This is a genomic window from Paraburkholderia rhizosphaerae (assembly GCF_004366595.1).
Lineage (GTDB): Bacteria > Pseudomonadota > Gammaproteobacteria > Burkholderiales > Burkholderiaceae > Paraburkholderia > Paraburkholderia rhizosphaerae.
Window position 1 is genome coordinate 40,229 of record NZ_SORE01000016.1, and the last position, 25,516, is coordinate 65,744.

The following is a 25,516-nucleotide window of genomic DNA, read 5'->3' on the forward strand; positions in this document are numbered from 1 at the left end:
ACAACGGATGCGCAAAGCCTGGACGAAGCGGCGCACGCGCGGCGCATCACAGGCCGCTGATGTGGCCGCGCGCGCATCTGGCCGCTCAGGTGTTCTGCACGACGATCGTCGGAAACTTCGACGACATATCGCGCGCGCGCTCGGCGATATGAATCGCGACCTTGCGCGCGATGGCCCGATAGATCTCCGCGATGCGGCCGTCGGGCTCCGCCACCACGGTCGGCTTGCCGGAATCGGTTTGCTCGCGGATCGCGATATCGAGAGGCAAGCTGCCCAGCACGTCGACGCCATACTCCTTCGCCATCCGCTCGCCGCCGCCGGAGCCGAAGATAGGCTCTTCATGACCGCAGTTCGAGCAGATATGGATCGCCATGTTCTCGACGATGCCGAGAATCGGAATGCCGACTTTCTCGAACATCTTGAGGCCCTTCTTCGCATCGAGCAGCGCGATGTCCTGCGGTGTCGTGACGATCACCGCGCCGGTCACCGGCACGCGTTGCGACAGCGTCAGCTGGATGTCGCCGGTGCCCGGCGGCATATCGACGATCAGGTAGTCGAGCTCGCGCCAGGTGGTCTGACGCAGCAATTGCTCGAGGGCCGACGTCGCCATTGGGCCGCGCCACACCATCGGGTTGTCCTGCTCGATCAGAAAGCCGATCGAATTCGCCTGCATGCCATAGCCGGTCATCGGATGCATCGACTGGCCGTCCGGCGACTCCGGACGGCCGGTGATGCCGAGCATCATCGGCAGCGACGGACCGTAAATATCCGCATCGAGAATGCCGACCGAAGCGCCTTCGCTTGCAAGCGCCAGCGCGAGATTGACCGCGGTCGTGCTCTTGCCGACGCCGCCTTTGCCCGATGCAACCGCAACGATGTTTTTCACGTTTGGCAGCAGCTTCACACCGCGCTGCACGGTATGCGCGGCGATGTCCTGCGACACCTGCACCTTCGCACCGGCAACGCCGGGCACCGCGGCAAGCGCACCCGCGACAAGCGCCCGGATCGCGTCGAACTGGCGTTTGGCCGGATAGCCGAGCACCACGTCGACGCTGACCGTCGCACCATCGACGTTGACGTTCCTGAAGTTTTTCGCGGCGGCGAACGGCCGGCCGGTGTTGGGATCCGTGATGGCCGCGAGGGCGGCATCTATCTGGGCCCGATCGATACTCATTGAGACTCCGTGGGAACGCAAGGCGCGAGGCGTAATCGAAATTTCGCCAGCGGCCGGAATTTGAAATAAATTGTTATCCAGGATTGCATAAAACCGGTCCCGCAGGCACGCTTGCCGCGCGACCAGCAATAGGGCCGAATCGCTGGTGCTTCAATCGTCATTGTAGTGGCTGGTGTCGGCCGATGCCGGAAGACCCTTTTTGAGTGTCGGTCCGGCTTCCGGTGGCGCGATAAGCACGCCACCGCGCTCGCATGCCAGCCGTCTCCCGTTGCCCGCTTTTTGACTCAAACATAGGACATGAAAATGAACGTGAAACTCATGACTCGCCTCTCGGTATTCGCCATCGCTGGCGCACTCGTCACCGGCTGCGCGACGCAGCAAGGTACCAACACCGCGGTCGGCACCGGCGTCGGCGCGGGCGCGGGCGCCGCGCTCGGCGCGATCTTCGGCGGCGGCAAGGGTGCGGCGATCGGCGCGGGCGTCGGCGCGGCGGTCGGCGGCATCACCGGCTATAACTGGCAAAAAATCCACAACAAGCTGTCCGGCGCGACCAAAGGCACCGGCACGCAGATCACCGAACAGCCGGATGGCTCGCTCAAGCTGAACATCCCGAGCTCGGTGACGTTTGACACGAACAGCTACGCGATCAAGCCGTCGTTCCAGCCGGTGCTTGCGCAGGTCGCGCAAACGCTGAACGAGAACCCGGAAGTGATCGCGCAAGTGGTGGGCCATACCGACAGCACGGGCCAGCCAGCGTATAACCAGACGCTATCGGTGAACCGCGCGGAAAGCGTCACCAGCTACCTGGCGTCGCAAGGCGTCGCGGCGCAGCGTCTGTCGGCAAGCGGCATGGGCGCGAACCAGCCGATCGCGGATAACAACACGGAAGCGGGCCGCGCGGCGAATCGACGCGTCGAAATTTATTTGCGCGCGATCGCGCAGCCTGGCCAGGTGCATTGAGCGGCGCGGCCGCGACAACTCGCGCAAACGCCGCACGCCGGCCTTGCGTGCGTGTCGCGCGGATCTCGCGCGGATCTCGACATAGGGACTGAAGGCTTCGTCCAAGGCGAACGAAAAAAATTTCGAACTCTTTGGCACACGCGTTGTCTTTATTTACGGTACGTGTGCGGTTTGTCCGCCGCGTCACCATTCTCCTCTTGTCGTTGTTGCTCCGGGGCCTATAGCCCCGGTTTTTTTTCGTCCGTTCGCCTGCCGACGGGCTTGCCGCGCCGCGCGTCGTTGCGCAAGCGCATCCAACTGTCGGGACAGCATCCCGGCGCCGAAATTCAACCGAAAGAGGGTCGGGGCCGCCCGCCCGACGGCCACTCGTCCGTAGTTGGCTGGCGAGGGTCGCCGCAGTCAGTCGCCAGCCAGTCGCCGATCACCCCAATCAGCCCGAATCGGCCGCCCAACCGAGCGACAAAACCAGCACGCCAGCCGCAAACCTGAGGTCGCGCGATTACTTCGCCAGCCGTCTGAGGCTCGCGCGCGCCCGCGCCTGGCTAAGCTGCTTGAGCACGCTGTTCTCGTGCGGGTCGCCATAGTGAAAGAGCGCGGTGCTGCGAATGCTGGTCGGCAAACACGCCTCGTTGGCGTGCAGCGAACGCATGCCCCAGAAGAAATAGATATTGCCCGGCTCGAGCGGAACCGGCTTCGCCCCCAGCCAGCGCTGCACAGTCGGTGAACGCCAGAGCCGGCAGGCGGTGCCGCTTTCGACCATCGCTTTCTCGAGAATATTCAGCACGATCGGCCCGCGCACGTTGCGCATGTTCGGGTACATCACGAGATTCCCGCGCGGTTCATTCGGCTGGTTCGGAATCAGGATCGGAACCAGCGCGGTGACCACGTACGAGTCGTAGTGGAACCGGTTCGCGTGACGCAGCCCATGCGTGCCGGCCAGCACGCGCAATACCGGCAGAATCCGCTCGCTAGGCGGCTCGCCTTGCATCGCGCGCCGATAGAGGCCATCGAGTACCATCCGGAAGCCGTGCGCACTGAAGATCGCGTTGAGCGGGCTGTGTCCGATCCATTCCTGTCCGCCGAGGCCAAAGTACTGACCGCCGCGTTTGTCGAGTTCGGTGGCGATGTACTCGCGCATTGGCGTCAGTACCGAGTCCGGCACCACGTTGTGCAGGACACCGAACCCCTGCTGATTAATTGCCGTGTACAGGTTGTCCACGTCCGTCATATCGACGGATGCCAGCATTTCGTGGTCAAGCGCCTCGTAGGCCATGTTTCTTCACTCCTTCATTGGAACAACGCGACGCACGCGCGGCACGCGGTACGCGCGGTGTCCGGCTGACTGCGGCTTCCGGGGGCTGATAGCGAAGCGCTGCGATTGACAACTGACGGATTCGTCTGACTGAGTAAGGACTGTAAGGTCGCGCGTCCCGGCCGCTCTGTGCGCTGGCCAACGAACTGGCCGGCACAGCCAGACGCCGCACGGAATAACGCGGTCTTGCGCACGTTACGCGCCGTGCTTGTCCGATCGCGACAGGCAAGCAGTCCTCCGTTCGGGGACACGCTGGTAAAATCGGCTGAATCCAAAGCCGGTTCTGTCTTCGACAGGACCTTGTTCATAGACGCGAGCCGCACGCTGGCCACCCGCCGCGGGTCACTCCAGCACAACGCTCCCGGGCTTAACTGGCGCGCGACACCCTCCGCACGACAGCCGCCCTCTCCCCGCAGGCCAGAAAAATCCGTATGTCAGCATCCGCTCCCGACTTCAATGCCACCGGCACGCCGCCGGGCCGCCGCCAGATTCTCGTCACGTCCGCGCTGCCGTATGCGAACGGCCAGATCCATATCGGCCACCTCGTCGAATACATCCAGACGGACATCTGGGTCCGCGCGCTGCGCATGCATGGGCACGAGGTCTACTACGTCGGCGCCGACGACACGCACGGCACGCCGATCATGCTGAAAGCGGAGCAGGAAGGGATCACGCCGAAACAGCTGATCGACCGCGTATGGCTCGAGCACACGCGCGATTTCAAAAACTTCGGCATTTCGTTCGACAACTACTACACGACCGATTCCGAAGAAAACCGTGTGCTGTCTGAAGCGATCTATCTCGCGCTGCGCGACGCGGGGCTGATCGACGCGCGCGAAATCGAGCAGGCGTACGACCCCGTCAAGGAAATGTTCCTGCCGGACCGCTTTATCAAGGGCGAATGCCCGAAGTGCGGCGCGAAGGACCAGTACGGCGACAGTTGCGAAGTGTGCGGGTCGACCTACGCGCCGACCGATCTGATCAATCCGTACTCGGTCGTGTCGGGCGCGACGCCGGTGCGCCGCAAGTCGACGCATTACTTCTTTCGCCTGTCCGATCCGCGCTGCGAAACGTTCCTGCGCGGCTGGGTCGGCGGCCTCGCGCAGCCGGAAGCGACCAACAAGATGCGCGAATGGCTCGGCGAGAACGGCGACGCGAAGCTGGCCGACTGGGATATCTCGCGCGACGCGCCGTACTTCGGCTTCGAAATTCCGGACGCGCCGGGCAAATACTTCTACGTGTGGCTCGACGCGCCGGTCGGCTATTACGCGAGCTTCAGGAACCTGTGCGCAGAGCGCGGCATCGACTTCGACGCATGGATCCGCAAGGGGTCGACCGCCGAGCAGTATCACTTTATCGGCAAGGACATCCTGTACTTCCACACGCTGTTCTGGCCCGCGATGCTCGAATTTTCCGGCCATCGCACGCCGACCAACGTGTTCGCGCACGGTTTTCTGACCGTCGACGGCGCGAAGATGTCGAAGTCGCGCGGCACGTTCATTACCGCGAACAGTTATATCGAAGCGGGCATGAACCCCGAGTGGCTGCGCTACTACTTCGCGGCGAAGCTGAACGGCACGATGGAAGACATCGACCTGAATCTCGACGACTTCCAGGCGCGCGTGAACAGCGATCTGGTCGGCAAGTATGTGAATATCGCGAGCCGCGCCGCGGGCTTTCTGATCAAACGCTTCGATGGCCGCGTGCAGGACAGCGCGATGCAACACCCGCTGCTCGGCACGCTGCGCGCGGCGATCCCGCAGATTGCCGCGCACTATGAAGCGCGCGATTACGGCCGCGCACTGCGCCACACGATGGAACTCGCCGACGCGGTGAACGGCTACGTCGATACCGCGAAGCCGTGGGATCAGGCGAAAGACCCAGCCAACGCGGTCGCGCTTCACGAGACCTGCAGCGTCAGCCTCGAGGCGTTCCGGCTGCTGTCGCTGGCGCTCAAGCCGGTGATGCCGAAGGTAGCGGAAGCGGCCGAAGCGTTCCTCGGCATCGAGCCGCTGGTTTGGGCCAATGCGCAGCATCCGCTCGCATCCGGTCGCCCGATCAATGCATACAAGCATCTGATGACACGCGTCGATCCGAAGCAGATCGAAGCGCTGCTCGAAGCGAACCGCTCATCGCTGCAGGCAACGGCTCCGGCCGAAGCCGGCGCGGCGTCGCAAGCGGCGCAGACCAAAGGCAAGGCGGCCGTTGCCGATGACAAGAACGGCAAGAACAGCGCGAATACCAATGGCAAACAAGAAGAATCGCCGATCATCTCGATCGACGACTTCGCAAAGATCGATCTGCGCATCGCGAAGATCGTCGACTGCAAGGCGGTCGAGGGCTCGGACAAGCTGCTGCAGCTCACGCTCGATGTCGGCGAAGAGAAGACGCGCAATGTGTTCTCCGGCATCAAGTCCGCGTATCAGCCGGAGCAGCTGGTCGGCAAGCTGACGGTGATGGTCGCGAATCTCGCGCCGCGCAAGATGAAGTTCGGGCTGTCCGAAGGGATGGTGCTGGCGGCATCGGCGGCCGATGAAAAGGCGGAGCCGGGCATTTACGTGCTCGAGCCGGACAGCGGCGCGAAACCGGGCATGCGCGTGAAGTAACGCGCGCTCCCGCGCAGCATAAGAACGAAAAAGCACGCCGTGGCGTGCTTTTTCTTTTATGTGCGATCAGCGCGATTCGCGCGAGGATGATGACGAAAACCACGGCCAGCGATCGAAACGCCGCGTATATTGCAGATCCATCCCCTGGAACGTGCCGCCGTACGCCGTTACCGACCAGAACCGCGTCAGGTTCAGCGTCGCCTTGACCGCATTGCTCGCGGACTGCAGCCCCTGCTCGTAGCCGATCACCAGCCGCTCGTTGATCGCTTTCGACACCATCACCACCTGCGGGTCGGTCAGACCCACCTCGCTGCGGCCGATCGAAAACTCATCGAAGCCGAACGTCTGCGCGATCCGCTTGCCGCTTGCGCTGCCAAGCAGCGCGAGCGCGGCCGTCATCGTGCTCTGCTGCCCAAGATTGTTGCCCTGATCGGTGCCGTGACCGAACAGCAGCCACGACAGCTTCTCGTTGTCCGGCACGGCCGGTTCGGACACGAGCCGCGCGACCGGCGCCTGGATCGTGCCGGTCACCTGCACGCCCGCCTCGACTTCCTGATTGCGACGCATCGCAAGGATATTGATGCCCGGATTCGACACCGGCCCGTTGAACGTGAAGAAACCGTTTTCGATCGCGAGCTTGCGGCCGAACGCGGTATAGCTCGATCCTTCGGTCACGCGCACGTTGCCGACCGCGCGCAGCGGCGTGTTCGGCGTGGACAGCGCGGTGATCGTGCCGCGCAGTCCGACGTCGGCGCCCTGGCCGCGGAAGCGGAAATCGTTGCCGAGGTCGATTTCGATATTCGCACGCGGCACGAACGGATTGACGGGCCGGTTCGCGCCTTCGGCGCCAGGTGGCGGCCTGCCCCCCAGCAAAGTGCCGTCCGGCTGCACGATCACGACGTCGTCGCCCAGAGTCGGCGCGGACTGCGCGGGCATGTCGAACAGCGCGTGCTCGACCTTGAACCTGCCGTTAATCTCAAGCCCGGCCGGCTGGCCGGCGTTCGCGACGCTGGCGCTGCCCGACAGTGTCAATTGCCGGTCTGGCGACGCGAACAGTTCGAGCCGATCCGCGACGATATTCGCGGTCAGATCCGGCTCCGCATTATCGAGGCGCACACGGCCGCTCGCGCGCAGCGTACCCGAACCGCCGTGGAACTCGACCTGCTGGAAGTCGACCAGATTCTCGGATAGCGCGATCCGCACGACGCCGTCTTTCAATTGCACGCCGAGGTCGACCGCGGTCACCGACAGTCCGTCGCCTTGCAGCGAACCCGATAGCTTCGGCTTCGCCACCGTGCCGGTCAGCGCGAGACGCAGCGCCATGTGTCCGTCGAGCACATAGCTCGGGCCGAGCAGGCCACCGGTCGTGCGCAGTGAGGGCAGGTCAGCGGCGATCGTGCCGGTGAGCGGCGCGTCTTCGTCGAGCGTCAGCATGCCGTCGCGCACGGCGAGTGCGGTATGCGCATCGGCATTGATTGAACCGACGCGGCTTGCCTGCGCGCGCACAGTCGCATTCACGCGGTTGCCGGCCGCGAAGTCGACGCGCGCCGCAATATCGGTGACGCCGAGCGACGCAAAGCCGCGCCCGACCGAGACCGTCACGTCGCCGCTGCGGCGCTTCAACTGAATGTGGCCACTCGATGTGTCGCCCAGCGCGAAGTCCCAGTCGCCGTCGAATACGAGGTCGGTTCTCGTCACCGGCGCGGCACCGGTGAACTCCTGCCGCAACTGCTGTAGACGCGTTACCGAGACGCCGGTCAGCGTGCCGGCCGAACGGACGCGCCCGTGGTCGTACGACAGCGACTTCAGATCGAGCAGCGCGCCTTCGAGCGTGATGCGCGTCGCGCCGAGCGTCAGGCGCTGCGGACCCGCGCTGACGGTGAGCGGGCTTTCCATATTCAGCGCGGGCGTGCCGCGGTTTTGCAAGCGCGTGACCCTGCCGTCCCAATGTGTGCCGTCGCGTGCGTCGGTCAGATGCCCGTTCGCGGCAAGCGTCAGATCGAGCGGCCGGTCACGCAGCGAACCGGCCGCGGCCGCCTCGAGCGTGTGGTTCGCGCGCGTGCCGTTCAGCCGCGCGGTCAATGTCTTCAGTTCGACGCCCGCGGTGCTCAGGTTGCGCGCGTCGGTGGTGAAGACCATTGCACCGTTCGCGCCGTCGCGCAGTTCCGCATGGCCTGCCGCATGACCGACACGGTTCGAGCCGAACACGACATCGTCGGCCTTGTAGTCGAGCGTCACGTTCGGATGCGCGAACGTGCCGGTCAGATCCCCTTCTGCACTCACGTTGCCCGCGACGCCGAAGCCGAGCCGGTCGAGTTGCGGCGCATCGATACGAAAACGCAGCCGGTCGCCGCGGCCGCCGAAGCTGCCTTGCAGATCCACCTGATTGCCGGCCACCGACAGATTCGCGCGGCTCGGCAACAGGCGCGAGCCAGCCAGCTGGATCGTGCCGCTGCCGGTCATCGGCAGGTTGTCATAGACGCTGTCGCCGAGCCTGAATTCCGCCTTCGTCGTGAAAGTCGGTGCGAGCAGGCCAGACGCGCTCAGCGTGCCGTTCACGCGCGCTTCGATCTTGCGCGCGGGCTGGGCGGGCGCAGCGGGCGAGCGTCGGGCGGCGGTCGCGGACGCGCGGGCAGGCGCGGCAGCCGGACGCCTGCCGCCGCTCGCCGACGCGCGCGCGGGCGTGGCCGGTGCGGGCGCGGGGGTCATCATCGACGTCAGCGTCAGCGGATCGAAGTCGGTCAGCGTTGCCTTCAGGTTGTACGTGGAACTCGCGTCATTCTTGACCGCGCCCGATAGATCGATGCGGCCCCTGCCGGACGTCAGCCGCACGTCGTTGAAGCTCGTGCGCGCCGGGTCGAGCGTGACCTTGCCCTGCACGCGCAGCGCCGCTTGCGGGTCGGCGAGATCGAGCGTGACGGTGCGAATATCGTCGTTCAGGCGAATCGCGATCGGGCCGGCGAATTGCGTGGGCCGGATGCTGGCCTGCAGCGCGTTCAGGTCGAGCCGCGCCACTCTCAGATCGAAGCGGCCGCGCTTGCCGGCGAGTTCGCCGTCGCCGGTCACGGTCGCGTTCCTGACGACGCGCACGTTCAGATTCGAAATATGCTGCGCTTGCGCGTCGAGGCGCACGTCCGCGTAGGCGTCGATCAGCGGCAACAGATGCTGGTCGATCGCGCCGGGTATCGCGTTGACGATCGATACCGAACCGGCCACCGCGAAGCCGCGCGGACGCGTCGCGGGGTTCACGGGAGCGCCCGGCGCACTGGCTGCGGTTGGCGCACTCGCCGCATTGCCGTGGTCCGCGAGGCTGATTGCACCGGTGGCGGTGGATGCTGCCGCTGGCTGCTGCGCGCCGGTCTCGCTTGACGGTTTGGATACGTCCGCCGCCTTTGACGCTCCGGCTGCACGCGAGCCATTCGCGGTTGCCGTGCTTTCCGGTTTCGCCGCGCCTCGAGCCTTTGCCGCATCGGCAGAATCCGACTTACCCGTACCCGCGCCGCCGCTGGCAGGCATCGCGCCCGCCGCGGCCGCGCTCGCACCTTGCGCCGCTTCAGCCGCACGCTCTTGCGCCGGCCGCAAGTCCGCGCGCACCGAGAGATCCGCCGCCGGCGCACCCGGCGCAAATGCCTGCGGGTTCACGTGATCGAAAGTCAGCATCGCGCGCTGCAGCGGTACATCGGCAAACGGCGTCGCCTCGACGAGCGCATGACCGTCGAGCTTCATCCCGCTCGCATCGAGTTCGGCGACCAGTGTCTCGAGCGTGCCGGACACATGCCCGCGCACCTGCACCGCTTCATCGTGGACCTTGCCCGAGTAACCGGCCTCGCCCGTCAACGGAAACGGCCGCACGCCGTCCAGCTTCGCCTGCGCGGTGACCACGCCGAACGGTGTATCGAGCCGGTCGACCGACGCTTCGTGATGCCGCCCGTCGCTGCGGCCATGGAACAGCAGCCGCCCATATTCGCTAGTCGAGCCAGCCTGATGCAGCACCAGTTTGTCGACCTGCAAGTCACGCACGTCGAGTTGCATCGGCAGTTGTAAATCCTGCGGCAGCACGAGCGGGCTCGACGGCTCGGTCGACGGCGCGAGCCGCGCGTCGATCGTGCCGACATGCAGATAACTGACGACGAACTTCCACGGTCGGCCGGATAGCGCCCATTTGCCCGACGCGCGGTCGACGCGGATCTCCGTGCCGCTGCCATCGAGACTGCGCCACTGCACATGAGCCAGACGCACGCCGGTCGCGAGCGTGCCGCCTTCGAACGTGCCGGCGAGCCGGCCGCCGAGCAATTTCACGGCTGCCTGCCACGCGTACCCGGTGCCCCGCTCGGTCGCGACCACACCGTACAGCGCGCCCGCCAGCAGCGCGACGATCAGTACGGGAATGAAGGTCGCCCATACCAACGCGCGCCACAAGCGCCCCCGGCGACGCTTCGGCGGCGGCGGTATATCGGCTCCGCCCGGCCCGCGACCGCCTCCATCCGCGCCACCGGCGCCTGCGCGATCGGCGGCACCGGACGGCAGATCGCCCGGGCGTTCCGATGATGACAGGCTGGCGAGTCGGTCCGTGCTCATGCTTCGCGTGAAGTTGCGGTTGGATACAAGGTTGATCAGAACGCAATGCCGAGCGTCAGATACGGACGCACGCTGCGATCGCGAATGCCATATGCGAGATCGACGTTCACCGGCCCGACCGGACTGCGCCAGCGCGCACCGAAGCCGACTCCGGGGAAGAACTCCTTCTCGTGCCAGTTATCGGTCGCGGTGCCGATATCGAAGAACACTGCCGCGCCCCAATCGTGACTGAACCAGTGCTGGTACTCGGTGGACCCGGTCACGAGGTACTTGGTCGGCAGCACCGAGCCGCCGACGTTGTTGCCAAGACTGTCGAAGCCATAACCGCGCACCGAGTTCGAGCCGCCGGCGCGGAACAGCAGCGACGCCGGCACTCCGCTCGACGGCCCGCTCGTAAACACTGCGCCGAGCTCCGCGCGGAACAGCACGAGATCGCGCTGCGCGACCGGCAGGTATTGGACGCCGCGCGCATAGCCGCGAATAAACGTCTGATCGGCCGCGCCTTTCACCGCGAAGCTGGCTTCCGCGCGAACCAGGTTGCCCGAGCGCGGGAACAGCGGGTCGTCGGTATTGCGGCGCGTCCACGCCCAGCCGGGCACCAGCGCGCGGGCCGTGGACGGCGGCGCGGTGTTCTGGTCCAACCGGTCCTGGTAGTACAGCAGCGAATACGAGTAATCGAGAAACTGCGACGTGCGTGTGCGCTGCACGCCGCCGCGCAGGCTGTAAATGCGCGTATCGGACACGTCGGTGGTGGTGTACGACGCGAGCGCGCTGTTGGTCCAGCCGCGTTTGCCCGGCTGCATCGACAGCTGGACCTGCCCGAACTGCTGGATCTGGTCGAGCCGGCCGGACACCGTGAACGGCCATGCGGCGCCGAACGTGTTCAGGTACGTGTACGAGCCCTGCACGTGCGCGCCCGTGTCGGTCGCGTAACCGACGCCGCCGCGCACGCTGTTGTATGGAAACTCGCTCACTTTCACGTGCATCGGCGTTTCGAGCGGCTTCGCGGGGTCGTTATCGACATCGATTGCGACGCTCGCGAAGTATGGCGTGTTCTGCAGCTGACGTTGCAGTTCGGTGACGCGCTGCACGTCGTACACATCGCCCGGCGAAATCGGATTCACGTTATGGATGATGCGTTCCGGGTAACGCCGCGTGCCGGAGATATCGAGGTTGCCGAGCGTGAAGGTCGGGCCGCTGTCGTAAGTGACCGTGAGCCTCGCATCGTGTGTTTGCGGATCGATGCGCGCCTCGGAGTGGTAAATCTTCGCGGCCAGATAGCGGCGCGACTGCAACGCTCTAAGCGATGCGTTTTTCGCGTCATCCCAGCCGGATTGCGTAAACGGGTCGCCCTCGTGCAGCGAAAATGCAAAGCGGGTCGCGTTTTCCTGCGACGGGTCTTCGGTCTCGACCGGGCCCTGGAACGACAGCTTGACCGACGAGATGATGGTCTGCGGACCCGGGTCCACATGGATGGTGACTTGACGCCGGTCGTCGACCGTGCGCGCGTCGGTGCGCACGATCGGCGTAAAGTAACCCTGGGTCGCCGCCAGATCGCGGACCTGTTGCGGTGTCACAGTGACGAGAAAATCGAATTGCTCGCTGCTGATATCGTCGCGCCGCGCGAAGCGGGCGATGTCGAGGTGGTCCTGAAGCAGCTTGCGCAGCGAACGCGGCGTTGCATCGATATTCACGTCGTATGCCGCGCGCTTCCTTGCCGCGTACGCCGGCGGGCTGCCCGCCACTGCCACAAACAGCACGGCGATGATCGTCAATACGAGCCAGGCGTGCGCAAGCCGCGCGGCGGATCGCCGCCCCGGGGCGCGCTGCGGCGTCGGGCCGGCATGACGCCGTCCGTGCCGCGATTGCGACGGTTCGATTGACCATCCGGCCAAATACGACCTCCGGCGATTGTTGACTGTTTCTTAGGGTAGGCCAGTCCGCGGCGGGACTGAAGCCTGTTATTTGACCACATCGGAGCGACGGTGCATCCCGAATTAAATCGCGGCGGCCCTCGCCGACCGGCCTTTGCCGCCCATCTGCTGGCCTTGCGCCGGCGTTCTTTCAGCGGCCTTTCTCCGCCGATTCGCTGACAGCGGCCGCGCATGCGCTAAAATTACGTCCGACCCGAACGGCCGCCCTCGCGGCGCCCTCTCCCTTCACGGACATCGAGCCATGTATCAGTCGGACATTACGCAGTTCCTGAATCAGCTGAAAGCGCAGAAGCCGCAACTCGAAGAAGAACAGCGCCGCGGCCGCTCGCTGCTGTGGGACAAGCAGCCTATCGATCTTGAAGAACGCGCGGACCAGCAATCGTCGCGCGTCAAGCAAACGTCGTACGTCTACTACCAGAACTTCTGAACGTGTCTTCTGCCGACGAGGCCCGCGCCGCGCAGGTTCCGGCCATGCATGGCCCCGTTCAGGGCCCCGCGCATGTGACGGAATCAGCGCCCGCGAACGCCGCGCTCACTGCGCCCGCGACAGATTCGACGCCCGACACCGTGGACGGCATCGCTTTCGCACGCCTGTACGGCGAACCGCTTTTCAAGCTTCCGCAGGATCTGTATATCCCGCCGGACGCGCTTGAAGTTTTTCTCGAGACCTTCGAAGGTCCGCTGGATCTGCTGTTGTATCTGATCCGCAAGCAGAACTTCAACGTGCTCGACATTCCGATGGCCGACGTGACCGCGCAGTACCTGGGCTACGTCGAGCAGCTGCGCAAAACGAACCTCGAACTTGCGTCCGAATATCTGCTGATGGCGGCGATGCTAATCGAGATCAAATCGCGGATGCTGCTACCGGTGAAAAAGGCCGACACCGGCGAAGAAGCGGAAGACCCGCGCGCGGAACTGGTCCGGCGCCTGCTCGAGTACGAGCAGATGAAACTCGCGGCGCAGCGGCTCGACCATCTGCCGCAACTGGGCCGCGACTTCCTGCGCGCCGAGGTATACATCGAGCAGAGCATCACGCCGCGCTTTCCGGACGTCAATACCGACGATCTGCGCGCCGCATGGGCCGATGTGATCAAGCGTGCGAAACTGGTGCAGCATCACCGCATTTCCCGCGAGGAACTGTCGGTACGCGAACATATGAGCGTGATCCTGCGCAGGCTGCAGAATGCGCGCTTCATGGAGTTTTCGGAATTGTTCGATGTGTCGCGCGGCGTGCCGGTGGTCGTCGTGAACTTTATCGCGATGCTCGAGCTGTCGCGCGAGTCGCTGATCGAAATCACGCAGGCCGAACCGTTCGCACCCATTTACGTGCGGCTTGCCTACCTGCCCGCCTGATCGTACGGCGCGGCCGTGCCTCCGGATGGTGCGCGGCGCGTCCAAATCCTCTACAATCCGCCGCTTTGGACCCCGCTTTACGGCCTCGCTTTGCAAGCTTGCATCGCAGACCGTCAGGCGCCGATTCCGGGCAACAACCGTACCACGCACCACGCATCGGGCCGGCGCTTATGTTTCGTCGGTTTTTCGTCGCTCATTTTTGTCGCGTACGCGTCGCCGCACCGCCCCGCGTGAGGACAACCATCCAACCATGAAAGTCATCAGCTCGATCCAGGAATTGCGCGACCAGTTGCGCGGCCAGAACCGCACCGCGTTCGTGCCGACCATGGGCAACCTGCACGAAGGCCATCTGTCGCTGATGCGCCTCGCGCGCCAGCACGGCGATCCGGTGGTCGCGAGCATCTTCGTCAACCGTCTGCAGTTCGGACCGAACGAAGACTTCGACAAATACCCGCGCACGCTCGAAGCCGATATCGAAAAGCTGCAAAAGGAAAACGTCTACGTGCTGTTCGCGCCGACCGAGCGCGACATGTACCCGCAGCCTCAGGAATACCGCGTGCATCCGCCGCATGATCTCGGCGATATTCTCGAAGGCGAGTTCCGGCCCGGCTTTTTTACCGGCGTCTGCACGGTCGTGATGAAGCTGATGTCGTGTGTGCAGCCGCGCGTCGCGGTGTTCGGCAAAAAGGATTACCAGCAGTTAATGATCGTGCGCGCGATGACCGAACAGTTCGCGCTGCCAACCGACATCATCGCCGCGGAAACCGTGCGCGACACCGACGGGCTCGCGCTCAGTTCGCGCAACCGCTATCTGCAAGCGGCCGAGCGCGCCGAGGCGCCGCGCCTTGCGGCGACACTCAATGGCATTCGCGATGCGGTACACGCGGGCCGGCGCGATTTCGCGGCGCTCGAGCGCGACGCGATGGCGGAGCTCGCCGCGCGCGGCTGGAAGCCGGACTACATCGCGATCCGCAAGCGCGCAAATCTGCTGCCGCCAACCGCAAACGACACAGATACGCCGCTCGTCGTGCTCGCCGCCGCGAAGATCGGCGCGACGCGCCTGATCGACAATCTGGAAATCTGAGGCGCGCCGGCTGCAACGGCCGCGCGCAAGGGAATTGCCATGCAACGCCATATGCTGAAATCGAAGATCCATCGCGCGGCGGTGACGCACTGCGAATTGCACTACGAAGGATCGTGCGCGATCGATGAGAACCTGCTCGAAGCGGCAAATATTGTCGAAAACGAGCGGATCGACATCTGGAACATCAATAACGGCGAGCGCTTTTCGACCTATGCGATCAAGGGCGAGCGCGGCAGCGGGATGATTTCGCTGAACGGTTCGGCCGCGCGGCGCGCGCAGCTCGGCGACCTGGTGATTATCGCGGCCTTCGCGATGATCGACGAAGCGGAGTTGCAGGCGGGCTGGAAGCCTGATCTGGTGTTCGTCGACGAGCAGAACCGGATCAAGGGCAACCGCGATCACGTGCCGACGCAAACCTGGACCTGACCGGCGGCACGCGTTGCCACGGTGACGGTGGGACGCTCAGCGCGTCGAGTGATCACGCGCGGCATGGCGGCGCGGCACCGCGCAGGCCTTCTCCGACACCTTACGCGCCGCTGCCGTTGGTCCACTTGAGGATCGGCTCCCACTGGTCCAGATCCTTCTCCACGCGGCTTTTCGCAACGTCCCACAGCGTGAGGCCGTGCGCGGCGAGCTGCACGTAGTTCTGCGTATCGCGCAGGAAGCCGAGCACCGGCAGGTTCAAGCCCTCGACAAAACGATGCAGCTGGTCCGCGGATCGGGTCCGCGCGTCGACCCGCATCCCGACCACGCCGATTTCGATCGCGCCTTTCCTGACAGCCTTTTCCTTCGCAAGGCGCTCGAGAAATTCCTGCGTCGCGAGAATATCGAAGATCGACGGCTGTAGAGGCACGATCACCTTATCGGCAAGTCCCAGCGCAACGTTCAGCCGGTTGCCGTGTAGCCCGGCCGGCGTGTCGATGACCGCGCGCTCGAGGCCTTTCGGTGGCTTGAGGGGCGTATCCGGGTCGACCTCCCATGTCTCGATCGCCGGCAGGCCGCTCGGACGCAGATCGAGCCACGCGTGCGCGGACTGCTGCCGGTCGAGGTCGGCGAGCGCGACCCACTCGCCCTCGGCCGCGAAATAGCCCGCCAGGTTGGTGGAGAGCGTGCTTTTGCCCACGCCACCCTTAGGATTCGCCACCACGATGACCGTCATGAATTCTCCCGGGAAGAACGCCTGCTAGTTGTCAAATTATCTCAAATGGCCCCGCCGATGGGACGCGATAGCCCTACTGGGCGCCTCCCCGGCCGCACAGGCGTTGATAATATCGGCAAATCCGGCCGTCTCAAAAGCCCCGGCAGGCGATTTGGACAGACCCTTTCCCTTTTTCGGGAGCCGTACGATGGGCAAACTGCGTACTGAGCGCGATCTCGAATGGCTGCGCGCGCTGCAACCCGGCACGCTGCCGGACCTGATCGGCTTCCGCGCGACCGCGCTCGACGAAGGCATGCTGAGCGGCGAATTGACGGTGCGGCCCGAGTTGCTCGCGCCGAACGGGTTTCTGCACGCGGCGACGGTCATCGGCCTGGCCGATACCGCGTGCGGCTATGCGTGCCTCGCTCACTTGCCGCCGACCGCGCAAAGCTTTACGACTATCGAACTGAAGAGCAATTTTCTCGGCACCGCGACCGACGGGACGATCCGCGCGGTCGCGCAAAGCGCGCATCTGGGCCGCACCACGCAGGTGTGGGATGCAACCGTTTACGCGCCGGGTGGCAAGGTCATCGCGCTATTCCGGTGTACGCAGATGGTGCTGTATTGACAACTCACCGCTGGTGGCGGCCGACGGCTGCACGAACGAAGCCGCGGCTCGCCCCACGGCAGGCGGAGCCCGCGCCTCCCCCCTGCAGCGCGTCTGCAAGTCCGCGACTTCACGAACCGCGGCTGCGGGCGCAGGCACCAAGCCGGGCCTTTCCGCGGGCGCCGGACGATCAGATCAGACCGCGACCTCAGGCGCCGGTACTCCTTGCCATCTGCGACACCGGTGCGCGGCCGACGGCGAATGCGCCGTTGCCCAGCAGCGACTGCACGACCAGCGCGACCGCCCAGAACGCCGGATACTCCCACCCGCCGTTCGGCGACGCGAATCCCCAGCCATTGTGGACATGCACCGACAGCGCGCCGAGCATGAACGGCAGCAGCACAAGCGCGACCCAGCGCACCTGAATTCCGAGCAGCAGCGCGACACCGCCGAACAGTTCGACGAATGTCGTCAGATACGCGAGCCAGCCAGGGAAGCCGACCGACACGAAGAATTGCGCGGCGCCCGGCAACGTGAACACGAAGATCTTCTGCAGGCTATGCGCGAGATACAGCACGCCTAGCGTGACGCGCAGCAGCAATGCGGCGAAGTCCGCGTTCGCGGTCTGAGCGGCGACGGATTGACGGTTCATGGCGGTTTCCCTCTTTGAAGTTGAAAGATGGACGACGCCCCGTGCGTCATCGCTGGAAACCGACTGTATTCGAACTGAATCGCACGAAAAATTGCGTCCAACGCTTAGATTATTTCCAACCAGGAATGAATCGGCGACTGATCACCGGCTGGCTGGAGTGGGTTTTGGCGTCGGATCCGCATCGCTCGCGGTGCTCAGCGCAACTCCGCTCAGCCCATCGCCCCGAACAGCTTGGACAAATCGAGATGCGCGGCGAGCGTGTCCGCGAGCCGATCGAGCGACGCTTCGCGCAGCGCGGGGTAATCGAGCGGCGGCGCGTCGGCAAGCCCCGCCCATTTCAGCAGCGCCGCACACGCGGCCGGCGTGTCGAACAAGCCATGCACGTAGGTCGCGAGAATCTGCCCGTCCGCTGACATTGCGCCGTCGGGGCGCGTGTCGCCGTCCGGCGTGTCAAGCCGCACCGCCGGCGACGCCAGCGCCGCACCGTCGGTCTCGCCCATATGAATTTCGTAGCCGGCCAATGCCGGCGCGCCCGACAGCGCGAGCCGGCCGGTCACGTTCTTCAGCGTTTTCTCGCGCGTGAGGGTCGTCGACAAATCGAGCCAGCCAAGGCCCGCCATGCTGCCGGGCGCGCCTTCGACGCCATGCGGGTCCGCGACCTCGCGGCCGAGCATCTGCATCCCGCCGCACACGCCGATCACGCGGCCGCCGTAGCGCAGATGCCGCTGCAGCACCGCATCCCACCCCTGCGCGCGCAGGAACGCGAGGTCGCCGCGTACGTTCTTCGAGCCCGGCAGGATGATCAGATCCGCGACAGGCGGCCGCGCGCCGGCTTTGACATAGTGGAAGTCGACTTGCGGATGCGCGCGCAGCGCGTCGAAATCGGTGTGATTGCTGATGTGCGGCAGCGCCGGCACGACCACGCGCAGGACCTGATCCGACGATGCATCGGCGCCGCGCGCATCGCCCGCGTCAGCCGCCGCGGCGCGCAATTCGCGCGGCAACATGTCTTCCGCGTCGAGCGTCAAGCCGTGCAGATACGGCACGACGCCGAGCACCGGTTTGCCGGTGCGCGCTTCGAGCCAGTCGAGTCCCGGTTTCAGCAACCCCGGATCGCCGCGAAACCGGTTGATGATGAAGCCGCGCACCCGCGCCTGCTCGCTCGCGGAAAGACACGCGAGCGTGCCGGTCAGATGCGCGAACACGCCGCCGCGATCGATATCGGCGACCAGCACGACCGGGCAGTCGACGGCTTCCGCGAAGCCCATGTTCGCGATGTCGCGTTCACGCAGGTTCACTTCGGCCGGGCTGCCCGCGCCTTCGACGAAAATCGTGTCGTACGACGCCTTCAGCCGCGCATACGACTCGAGCACCGCTTCGAACGCGACCGGCTTGTAGTCGTGATATGCGCGTGCGTCGAGGTTCATCCGCGCCTTGCCGTGGATGATCACCTGCGCGCCGCGGTCGCTGGTCGGCTTGAGCAGCACCGGGTTCAGATCCGTATGCGCGTCGATGCCGGCCGCGATCGCCTGCAATGCCTGCGCGCGGCCGATCTCGCCGCCATCGACCGTCACCGCGCTATTGAGCGCCATATTCTGCGGTTTAAAAGGCGCAACCCGCACGCCGGCGCGGCGCGCGAGCCGGCACAGGCCCGCGACGAGCGTGCTCTTGCCCGCATCCGATGTGGTGCCCTGGATCATCAGCGTGCCGCGCGGCACGGCAAGCGCGCCGGATTGGACCGGGGGCTGAGACTCGGACTGAGCCACCGACTGAACCTCGGGCCGAACGGATGAAGAAGAAGTGATTGCAGTCACGAAGCGACGGGCGCAACGTCAAGCGTCGCGCGCTAAAGGCGAAGCGAAGGCCGCATTATCCCATCGCGCCGGTACAATCACGCGATGATTTCACCCGACGTCACCTTTATCGTCGGCGGTGCGCGCTCCGGCAAAAGCGCGCACGCCGAACGGCTGGCGAGCGACAGCGCCCGCCCCGTCACCTACATCGCGACCGCGCGCGTCGCCGATCACGAATTCGCCGCGCGGGTCGCGCTTCACCGCGCACGGCGGCCCGCGCACTGGCGCGTGATCGAAGCGCCGGTCGATCTGGCCGGCACACTCGCGGCCGCGGATGCACCCGGCCACTGCATATTGATCGACTGCCTGACGCTGTGGCTCGCGAATCTGCTGTGCCCGCCCGACGATACCGCACCCACCGAAAGCTACCGACAGCATTTCGACGCATTCGATACGGCGCTGTCCGCCGCGGAAGCAAAAGTGATCGTCGTCAGCAATGAGATCGGCCTGGGCGTCGTGCCGCTCGGCGCCGCGACGCGCCTGTATGTCGATGAACTCGGCCGGCTCAACCAGCGCATCGCCGCGCGCGCGAATGCCGTGACGATGATGGTCGCGGGCCTGCCGCTCGTGCTGAAACCCGCCGCGCCAAACGCAGCGGCAACCAACGCGAGCGGCCGCTGATCATGCTGTCGATGCCCCTGATCGCTGCCTGCGCGACCGCCGGCATGGTTGTCGACCGCTGGTTCGGCGAGCCGCGCCGCCATCACCCGCTCGAAGCGTTCGGCCGCATCGCGATGCGGCTCGAGGCGCACTACAACACCGGCCGCCGCGGCCGGCCTGTCGGCCTGTTCGCATGGCTGCTCGCCGTCGTTCCGCCGGTCGCTGTGTCGTGGGTGCTGGTCGAGATTCTGCCGGTCACCCTCGCCTGCGTGCTGCACGTTGCGCTGTTGTGGTTCGCGCTCGGCGCGCGCAGCCTGCGCGAACATATCGCGCCGATTGCGCACGCGCTCGCGCGGCGCGATATCGATGAAGCGCGCGCGCTGACCGCGCGAATCGTCTCGCGCGAAACCGCGCATGCGGACGAAGCGGCGCTGTCACGCGCGGCGGTCGAATCGGCGCTCGAAAACGGTAACGACGCGGTGTTCGGCGCGCTCTTCTGGTTCGTGCTGCTTGGCGGCCCGGGTGCGCTCGCGTTCCGGCTTGCGAACACGCTCGATGCGATGTGGGGCTACCGGACGCCGCGCTACCTACGCTTCGGCTGGGCCGCCGCGCGTATCGACGACGTGCTTAACTGGGTGCCGGCGCGCCTGACCGCGACGAGCTACGCGCTGCTTGGCGACACGCGCACCGCGTGGCGCTGCTGGCGCGAGCAGGCGGCGCGTTGGGACAGTCCTAACGCCGGGCCGGTGATGGCCGCGGGCGCGGGTAGCCTGAATGTGCTGATCGGCGGGCCCGCGGTCTACAACGGCGAGATCGAGCGACGGCCGACGCTGGGCGCGGGTCAGCCAGCCACCGCCGCGCATGTGAATGCGGCGCTCGCGCTGGTCGAACGCACCGGCATTCTGTGGCTCGCAGTGCTGATCGTGCTCGCGCTGTTGAGCGTACCGCTCCAGGTATGAGATCCACGCATAAGCGCCGGAAAGCAACCCGGCCATCGACTACCTTGCATTCGCCCATGACCGACACCCCTGCTCACCCGATCACGCACGGCGGCAATCTGCACGAAGCCGCGCGTCTGTATCGCATTGCGCATGACCAGTGGCTCGATCTGTCGACGGGCATCAATCCGCACGGCTATCCGGTACCGCCAGTCCCGGCCGACGCATGGCGCTGCCTGCCCGACGACGGCGATGGTTTTGCCGCGCGGGCCGCGCGCTACTACGGCGCGCCGGATGAGTCGCACGTGCTGCCGGTCGCGGGCAGTCAGGCGGCGATTCGCGCGCTGCCCGCGTTGCTGCCGCGCGCGACAGTTGGAATCGCACCGCTCACGTACAGCGAATACGCGCCGGCGTTCGCGCGCGCCCGACACGAGGTCGTGCCGCTCGATGCGGCGCATGCGACGTTGCCCGAAACGATTACTCATGCGGTGATCGTCAACCCGAACAATCCGACCGCTGACTACGCGAGTGCTGACACGCTGCTCGATTGGCATGCGCAGTTGTCGGCGCGCGGCGGTACGTTGATCGTCGATGAAGCGTTTGCAGATGCCATGTCGGCGTCTACGTCTACGTCTGCGTCGCTTGCATCATTTGTCGCGCGGCCGGGGCTGGTCGTGCTGCGTTCGCCAGGAAAATTCTTTGGTCTTGCTGGAGTGCGAGCGGGCTTCGTGCTCGCGCAACCTGCGCTGCTCAGCCCGCTGCGCGACACGCTCGGCGCATGGACGGTCAGCGGTCCCGCGCGACACGCGGTGTCGGCGGCGTTTGCCGATACACAATGGCAACAGCAGATGCGCGCACGGCTTGCCAAAGAAGGCGAACGGCTTGCGACGTTGTTGCGCACGCAACGGTTCACCGCGCATGCCACGCCGCTGTTCGCGTGGACCGCCGATCCACGCGCACACGAGTTGCATCGCGCGCTCGCGGAGCGCGGCATCTGGACACGACTATTCGCGCAGCCGCAGCCCGCGAGCGTACGCTTCGGTCTGCCCGCATCGGAAGACGAATGGACGCGGCTGGAACTCGCGGTCGAAGAAAGTGTGGGCGCAATCGATGCGCATCGCGCACGTTAAGACCATGCGCGCGCATTACATGTTTTCCCTCGCCTACACCCACATCGCACGCATCTCACGCATCTCACGCATCTCACGCATCTCACGCATCTCACCCATCACGCGGCTCGCCTGCATCGCGTGTACCGCTGTCGCGAGCGCACACGCGTCGCTCGTCGCAGCGGCACCGATCACCGTCACCGACGACACCGGCGCCGCGGTCACACTCAACGCTCCCGCGCAACGCGTGATCAGCCTCGCGCCGCACACGACCGAACTGCTGTACGCGGCAGGCGGCGGCAAGAAGATCGTCGGCGCGGTCAGCTATAGCGACTATCCGCCGGCAGCGAAGCAACTGCCACGCGTCGGCGACAACAAGGCGCTCGATCTCGAGCGTATCGTCGCGTTGCGGCCGGATCTGATCGTCGTCTGGCGACATGGCAACGCAGCGCGGCAGATCGAACAGTTGCGCGATCTGCACGTGCCGCTGTTTTTCAGCGAGCCGCGTGATCTCGACGATATCGCGAGCACGCTGACGAAGCTAGGCAAACTCCTGGACACCACCGCCATCGCCGACAAAGCCGCAAGCGACTATCGGCAGCGCATCGCACAGTTGCGTGCGCGCTATGCGGGCAAGCCGCCAGTGAGTGTGTTCTACGAAGTATGGGACCGCCCGCTGATGACATTGAACGGCACGCATCTGATCAGCGATGTGATCGCACTATGCGGCGGACACAATGTGTTCGCACACCTGGAACCGCTGGTGCCCACCGTGTCGACCGAGGCGGTGCTGGCAGCGAACCCCGAAGCGATCGTCACCGCAGCGCCGGGCGCCACCGCGCCGAATACCGCATTGCCTCAGCTCGACAGTTGGCGCGAGTGGCCGGCCATCACCGCGGTCGCGCGCAACAACCTGTTTGCGATCGATGGCGACCTGATCAACCGGCCGACACCGCGACTCGCGCAAGGTGCCGCACGATTGTGCGAGGACTTCGACGTCGCGCGTTCACGCAGGCCAACTCCGCAGCGGCCGTAGACCGATCGGCGACGTGAGTCGAGGCGCGGGTAGAGGCGCAGGTCAAGCGCACATCAATGCGCAGCAATCACGCATTCCACCGCACGATCGCCCACTTCATCGTCGCGTCGTTGCGCCTGAGCCAGACGAGCGCACCCGAATCGAGCACCCACGGCAGACACGCATCGATGCCAAGCCCCAGCGTCAGCGCCGCGATCACCCGCATTACGCCCGCATGCGTGACGACATACGCGGGGCTCAACTCGCGCGTCTGCTCGAACACATCGAACCACGTACGCACACGCGACACAAACTGCGCAACGCTCTCGCCACCGTGCACCCGCGCGCCTTCGAAATCCTCGGCCCATGCATCGAGCAGCGCACGATCGATATCGTCCCAGCGCTGCAGTTCCCATGTGCCGAAGTGCATCTCTTTCAGGCTGTCGTCGCTGCTCACGCTACAACCGAAGTTGGCGGCCAGCGACGCGGCGACGGTCGCGCAGCGCGTCAGCGGACTCGTCAGCACGACACGCGGCGCGGGCACCTGCAAGGTCGCCAAACGTACCGCGAGCGCTTCGGCCGACACATCAGGCCCGGCTGCCAGTGGCACGTCACTGTCGCCGTAGCACACACCCGCATCGACGTTCACCGCCGGATGACGGATCAGGACCACATCCATGCGACCCCCGTCAGGTAGATAGCCAGTTCGAAGATCTGCTGCGCAAAGCCGAGGCAATCGCCGGTATAGCCGCCGATGCGGCGCAGAAAATAGCGACCCAGCGCGATACGCAGTACGAACAGTACGCCTGCGATCAAGCAACCTTCGCGCCAGTCAGGCCAGAACAGCCACGGCACGCCCAGCATCAGCGCGCACGCGAACGCGCTGTGCGTCATCCGCTGCGCGACCGGTTTGGCCTTGCCTTCCGCACGCACGTAATCGAACGTAACCAGGTAGCTGATCGCGCATGCACGGCTTGCCGCGTGTGCGGCCACCATCAGCCATGCCGCGCGCAGCGGCGGCAACACCGCGAGCGTTTGCCATTTGAGCGCGAGCGCGATCATCAGAGCGATCGCGCCGAAAGCGCCGATCCGCGAGTCTTGCATGATGCGCAATACATCATCGCGCGAATAGGCACCACCGAACGCATCGGCGCAATCCGCAAGGCCGTCCTCATGAAATGCGCCGGTGACGAGAAGCGTCGCCGCCATCGACAGCAGCACCGCAATGCCAGCAGGAAAGAAACGCAGCGCCGCGAGATAGACGAGCGCACCAAGCGCGCCGACCAGCACACCGACCAGCGGAAAGTAGCGCGCCGCGCCGTTCAGATAGTGCGGCTCGTAGCCGACCCAGCGCGGCACCGGCACACGCGTGAAATAACCGAGCGCAGTCAGGAAGTAACGCAATTCAGCGAGTGGGTTCATCGTCGCGCACCTTCGCATCCGTTCCAGCCGGTGCGAATGCGCACGCTGCGCGAACGTTCACTCGACTGCGCGTGCGCCCGTTGATGCAAGCACGCAACGTATGACGGTTCACGCATCGCGATTCGCCACGCCGGCCGCTTCGAAACTCGCCATCTCGTTGACGAACGCGACGGCTGCGCGCAGCAGCGGCATCGCGAGCGCCGCACCGGTGCCCTCGCCGAGCCGCAGATCGAGCGCCAGCAGCGGTTCGGCGCGCAGATGCTCGAGCATCCGGCGATGTCCGGTTTCGTTCGACGCATGCGCGAACACACAGTACTCACGCACGGCCGGCGCCAAAGCCAATGCGACCAGCAGCGCGGCAGTCGCGATAAAACCGTCGACCACGATCGTCATGCGCGCTTGCGCGGCAGCCAGATAAGCGCCCGCCATCATCGCGATCTCGAAGCCGCCAAAAGTGGCGAGCACGTCGAGCGGCTCGATCGCGTTCGTATGACGTTCGAGCGCGGCCGCGAGCACGTCGCGTTTCTTCGCGAGCCCGGCATTGTCGAGACCGGTGCCGCGCCCGACGCACGCATCGATCGGCAGCGCACAGAGCCGGCTCATCAGGCATGCGGCGGCCGATGTGTTCGCAATACCCATCTCGCCGAAGCCGATCACGTTCGTGCCGAGCGCCGCGTGATGCCGAACCCGCGCCGCGCCTGACTGCAATGCGCTTAGCGCTTGCTCGCGCGTCATCGCCGGCTCTTGCGCGAAGTTGCGCGTGCCGTTAGCGACCGGAATATCGACGAGTTGACCAGAGGCCGGCAGCGGCATTGCGACGCCCGCATTCACCACTTCGAGCGTCACGCCCGCGACGCCGGAGAACGCGTTGATCGCCGCGCCGCCCGCGAGAAAATTCACCACCATCTGCGCGGTGACCGCCTGCGGATATGGGCTCACGCCGGCCGCCGCGATGCCGTGATCGGCAGCGAACACGATGATTACCGGACGTTCGATGCGCGGGCGCGTCGTGCGCTGGATCAGGCCCATCTGCAGCGCGAGCGCCTCGAGTTGGCCGAGGCTGCCCGGCGGCTTCGTCTTCGTATCGATGAGGTGCTGCAGTTGGGCACGCATCGTCTGGTCGAGCGGTTCGATGGCGGGCAAGATGGTCGCGAGAGTCATTGGGTCAATTCGAGTCAGGA

21 protein-coding genes are annotated in these 25,516 nt (G+C 65.4%); 11 read left to right on the top strand and 10 right to left on the bottom strand.

Annotated features, from left to right (window positions below; translation table 11 throughout):
- Nucleotides 1-85 precede the first annotated feature (85 nt).
- A complete protein-coding gene (gene apbC, locus BX592_RS20600; protein WP_134193935.1) occupies nt 86-1,174 on the bottom strand; it encodes an iron-sulfur cluster carrier protein ApbC in 1,089 nt (362 codons plus the stop codon).
- Nucleotides 1,175-1,477: 303 nt separating this feature from the next.
- Between apbC and BX592_RS20605 the strand changes: the two genes are divergently transcribed.
- Nucleotides 1,478-2,134 (top strand): YiaD family glycine zipper/OmpA-like lipoprotein, encoded by a 657-nt coding sequence (locus tag BX592_RS20605; RefSeq protein ID WP_134193937.1) that lies wholly within the window; start codon nt 1,478-1,480, stop codon nt 2,132-2,134.
- 499 nt (nt 2,135-2,633) lie between these two features.
- On the opposite strand, the gene BX592_RS20610 is transcribed toward BX592_RS20605, so the two are convergent.
- Nucleotides 2,634-3,407 (bottom strand): hypothetical protein, encoded by a 774-nt coding sequence (locus BX592_RS20610; RefSeq protein WP_134193939.1) that lies wholly within the window; start codon nt 3,405-3,407, stop codon nt 2,634-2,636.
- 470 nt (nt 3,408-3,877) lie between these two features.
- On the opposite strand from BX592_RS20610, the gene metG reads away from it, so the two are divergent.
- Nucleotides 3,878-6,052: a methionine--tRNA ligase gene (gene metG / locus BX592_RS20615; RefSeq protein ID WP_134193941.1), complete on the top strand. Its 2,175-nt coding sequence runs from the start codon at nt 3,878-3,880 to the stop codon at nt 6,050-6,052.
- Nucleotides 6,053-6,118: 66 nt separating this feature from the next.
- Here metG and BX592_RS20620 read toward each other — a convergent pair whose 3' ends face one another.
- Together BX592_RS20620 and BX592_RS20625 are read right to left on the bottom strand one after the other, a co-directional pair.
- Complete coding sequence (locus BX592_RS20620; RefSeq protein ID WP_134193943.1) at nt 6,119-10,630, bottom strand: translocation/assembly module TamB domain-containing protein; 4,512 nt, start codon at nt 10,628-10,630, stop codon at nt 6,119-6,121.
- A 35-nt stretch (nt 10,631-10,665) separates the two neighbouring features.
- Nucleotides 10,666-12,525 (bottom strand): autotransporter assembly complex protein TamA, encoded by a 1,860-nt coding sequence (locus BX592_RS20625; protein ID WP_377681494.1) that lies wholly within the window; start codon nt 12,523-12,525, stop codon nt 10,666-10,668.
- Between the two features lie 280 nt (nt 12,526-12,805).
- Between BX592_RS20625 and BX592_RS20630 the strand changes: the two genes are divergently transcribed.
- From BX592_RS20630 to panD, 4 genes are all read left to right on the top strand, one after another.
- Nucleotides 12,806-12,991 carry a DUF3460 family protein gene (locus tag BX592_RS20630; RefSeq protein ID WP_134193945.1) on the top strand — a complete coding sequence of 62 codons (186 nt, stop codon included), beginning with the start codon at nt 12,806-12,808 and terminating at the stop codon, nt 12,989-12,991.
- A gap of 44 nt (nt 12,992-13,035) precedes the next feature.
- Nucleotides 13,036-13,917, top strand: a complete 882-nt coding sequence (locus BX592_RS20635; protein WP_134193947.1) for a segregation and condensation protein A — start codon at nt 13,036-13,038, stop codon at nt 13,915-13,917.
- 250 nt (nt 13,918-14,167) lie between these two features.
- Nucleotides 14,168-15,001 (top strand): pantoate--beta-alanine ligase, encoded by an 834-nt coding sequence (gene panC, locus BX592_RS20640; protein WP_134193949.1) that lies wholly within the window; start codon nt 14,168-14,170, stop codon nt 14,999-15,001.
- 39 nt (nt 15,002-15,040) lie between these two features.
- Nucleotides 15,041-15,427 carry an aspartate 1-decarboxylase gene (gene panD / locus BX592_RS20645; RefSeq protein WP_134193951.1) on the top strand — a complete coding sequence of 129 codons (387 nt, stop codon included), beginning with the start codon at nt 15,041-15,043 and terminating at the stop codon, nt 15,425-15,427.
- 100 nt (nt 15,428-15,527) lie between these two features.
- Here panD and BX592_RS20650 read toward each other — a convergent pair whose 3' ends face one another.
- Nucleotides 15,528-16,160 (bottom strand): ParA family protein, encoded by a 633-nt coding sequence (locus BX592_RS20650; RefSeq protein ID WP_134193953.1) that lies wholly within the window; start codon nt 16,158-16,160, stop codon nt 15,528-15,530.
- A 187-nt stretch (nt 16,161-16,347) separates the two neighbouring features.
- On the opposite strand from BX592_RS20650, the gene BX592_RS20655 reads away from it, so the two are divergent.
- Nucleotides 16,348-16,767, top strand: a complete 420-nt coding sequence (locus BX592_RS20655) for a PaaI family thioesterase (protein ID WP_134193955.1) — start codon at nt 16,348-16,350, stop codon at nt 16,765-16,767.
- Between the two features lie 187 nt (nt 16,768-16,954).
- Here the strand turns inward: BX592_RS20655 and BX592_RS20660 are convergent, their stop codons facing one another.
- Both BX592_RS20660 and BX592_RS20665 read right to left on the bottom strand, forming a co-directional pair.
- Nucleotides 16,955-17,398, bottom strand: a complete 444-nt coding sequence (locus tag BX592_RS20660; RefSeq protein ID WP_134193957.1) for a DoxX family protein — start codon at nt 17,396-17,398, stop codon at nt 16,955-16,957.
- A 209-nt stretch (nt 17,399-17,607) separates the two neighbouring features.
- Nucleotides 17,608-19,098, bottom strand: coding sequence for a cobyric acid synthase (locus BX592_RS20665; RefSeq protein WP_208327940.1), 1,491 nt, complete (start codon nt 19,096-19,098; stop codon nt 17,608-17,610).
- 198 nt (nt 19,099-19,296) lie between these two features.
- Between BX592_RS20665 and cobU the strand changes: the two genes are divergently transcribed.
- Genes cobU through BX592_RS20685 form a run of 4 tightly spaced genes read left to right on the top strand, consistent with a single transcriptional unit; the run spans nt 19,297 to nt 22,934 of the window.
- Nucleotides 19,297-19,872: a bifunctional adenosylcobinamide kinase/adenosylcobinamide-phosphate guanylyltransferase gene (gene cobU, locus BX592_RS20670; protein WP_134193959.1), complete on the top strand. Its 576-nt coding sequence runs from the start codon at nt 19,297-19,299 to the stop codon at nt 19,870-19,872.
- A 2-nt stretch (nt 19,873-19,874) separates the two neighbouring features.
- On the top strand, nt 19,875-20,810 hold the full coding sequence (cbiB, locus tag BX592_RS20675) for an adenosylcobinamide-phosphate synthase CbiB (protein ID WP_208327938.1): 936 nt from the start codon (nt 19,875-19,877) through the stop codon (nt 20,808-20,810).
- A 56-nt stretch (nt 20,811-20,866) separates the two neighbouring features.
- Nucleotides 20,867-21,919, top strand: coding sequence for a threonine-phosphate decarboxylase CobD (cobD, locus tag BX592_RS20680; RefSeq protein WP_134193963.1), 1,053 nt, complete (start codon nt 20,867-20,869; stop codon nt 21,917-21,919).
- A 19-nt stretch (nt 21,920-21,938) separates the two neighbouring features.
- Nucleotides 21,939-22,934, top strand: a complete 996-nt coding sequence (locus tag BX592_RS20685; protein WP_134193965.1) for a cobalamin-binding protein — start codon at nt 21,939-21,941, stop codon at nt 22,932-22,934.
- Between the two features lie 67 nt (nt 22,935-23,001).
- Here BX592_RS20685 and cobC read toward each other — a convergent pair whose 3' ends face one another.
- The 3 genes from cobC to cobT all read right to left on the bottom strand — a co-directional run bounded on the left by cobC (nt 23,002) and on the right by cobT (nt 25,496).
- Nucleotides 23,002-23,592 carry an alpha-ribazole phosphatase family protein gene (cobC, locus tag BX592_RS20690; RefSeq protein ID WP_134193967.1) on the bottom strand — a complete coding sequence of 197 codons (591 nt, stop codon included), beginning with the start codon at nt 23,590-23,592 and terminating at the stop codon, nt 23,002-23,004.
- The gene (locus BX592_RS20695; RefSeq protein WP_134193968.1) at nt 23,577-24,335 is read right to left on the bottom strand and encodes an adenosylcobinamide-GDP ribazoletransferase; all 759 of its coding nucleotides are present in this window, start codon (nt 24,333-24,335) and stop codon (nt 23,577-23,579) included. Before BX592_RS20695 ends, cobC begins: the two co-directional genes overlap by 16 nt.
- A gap of 108 nt (nt 24,336-24,443) precedes the next feature.
- A complete protein-coding gene (cobT, locus tag BX592_RS20700) occupies nt 24,444-25,496 on the bottom strand; it encodes a nicotinate-nucleotide--dimethylbenzimidazole phosphoribosyltransferase (RefSeq protein ID WP_134193970.1) in 1,053 nt (350 codons plus the stop codon).
- Between the last annotated feature and the right edge of the window lie 20 nt (nt 25,497-25,516).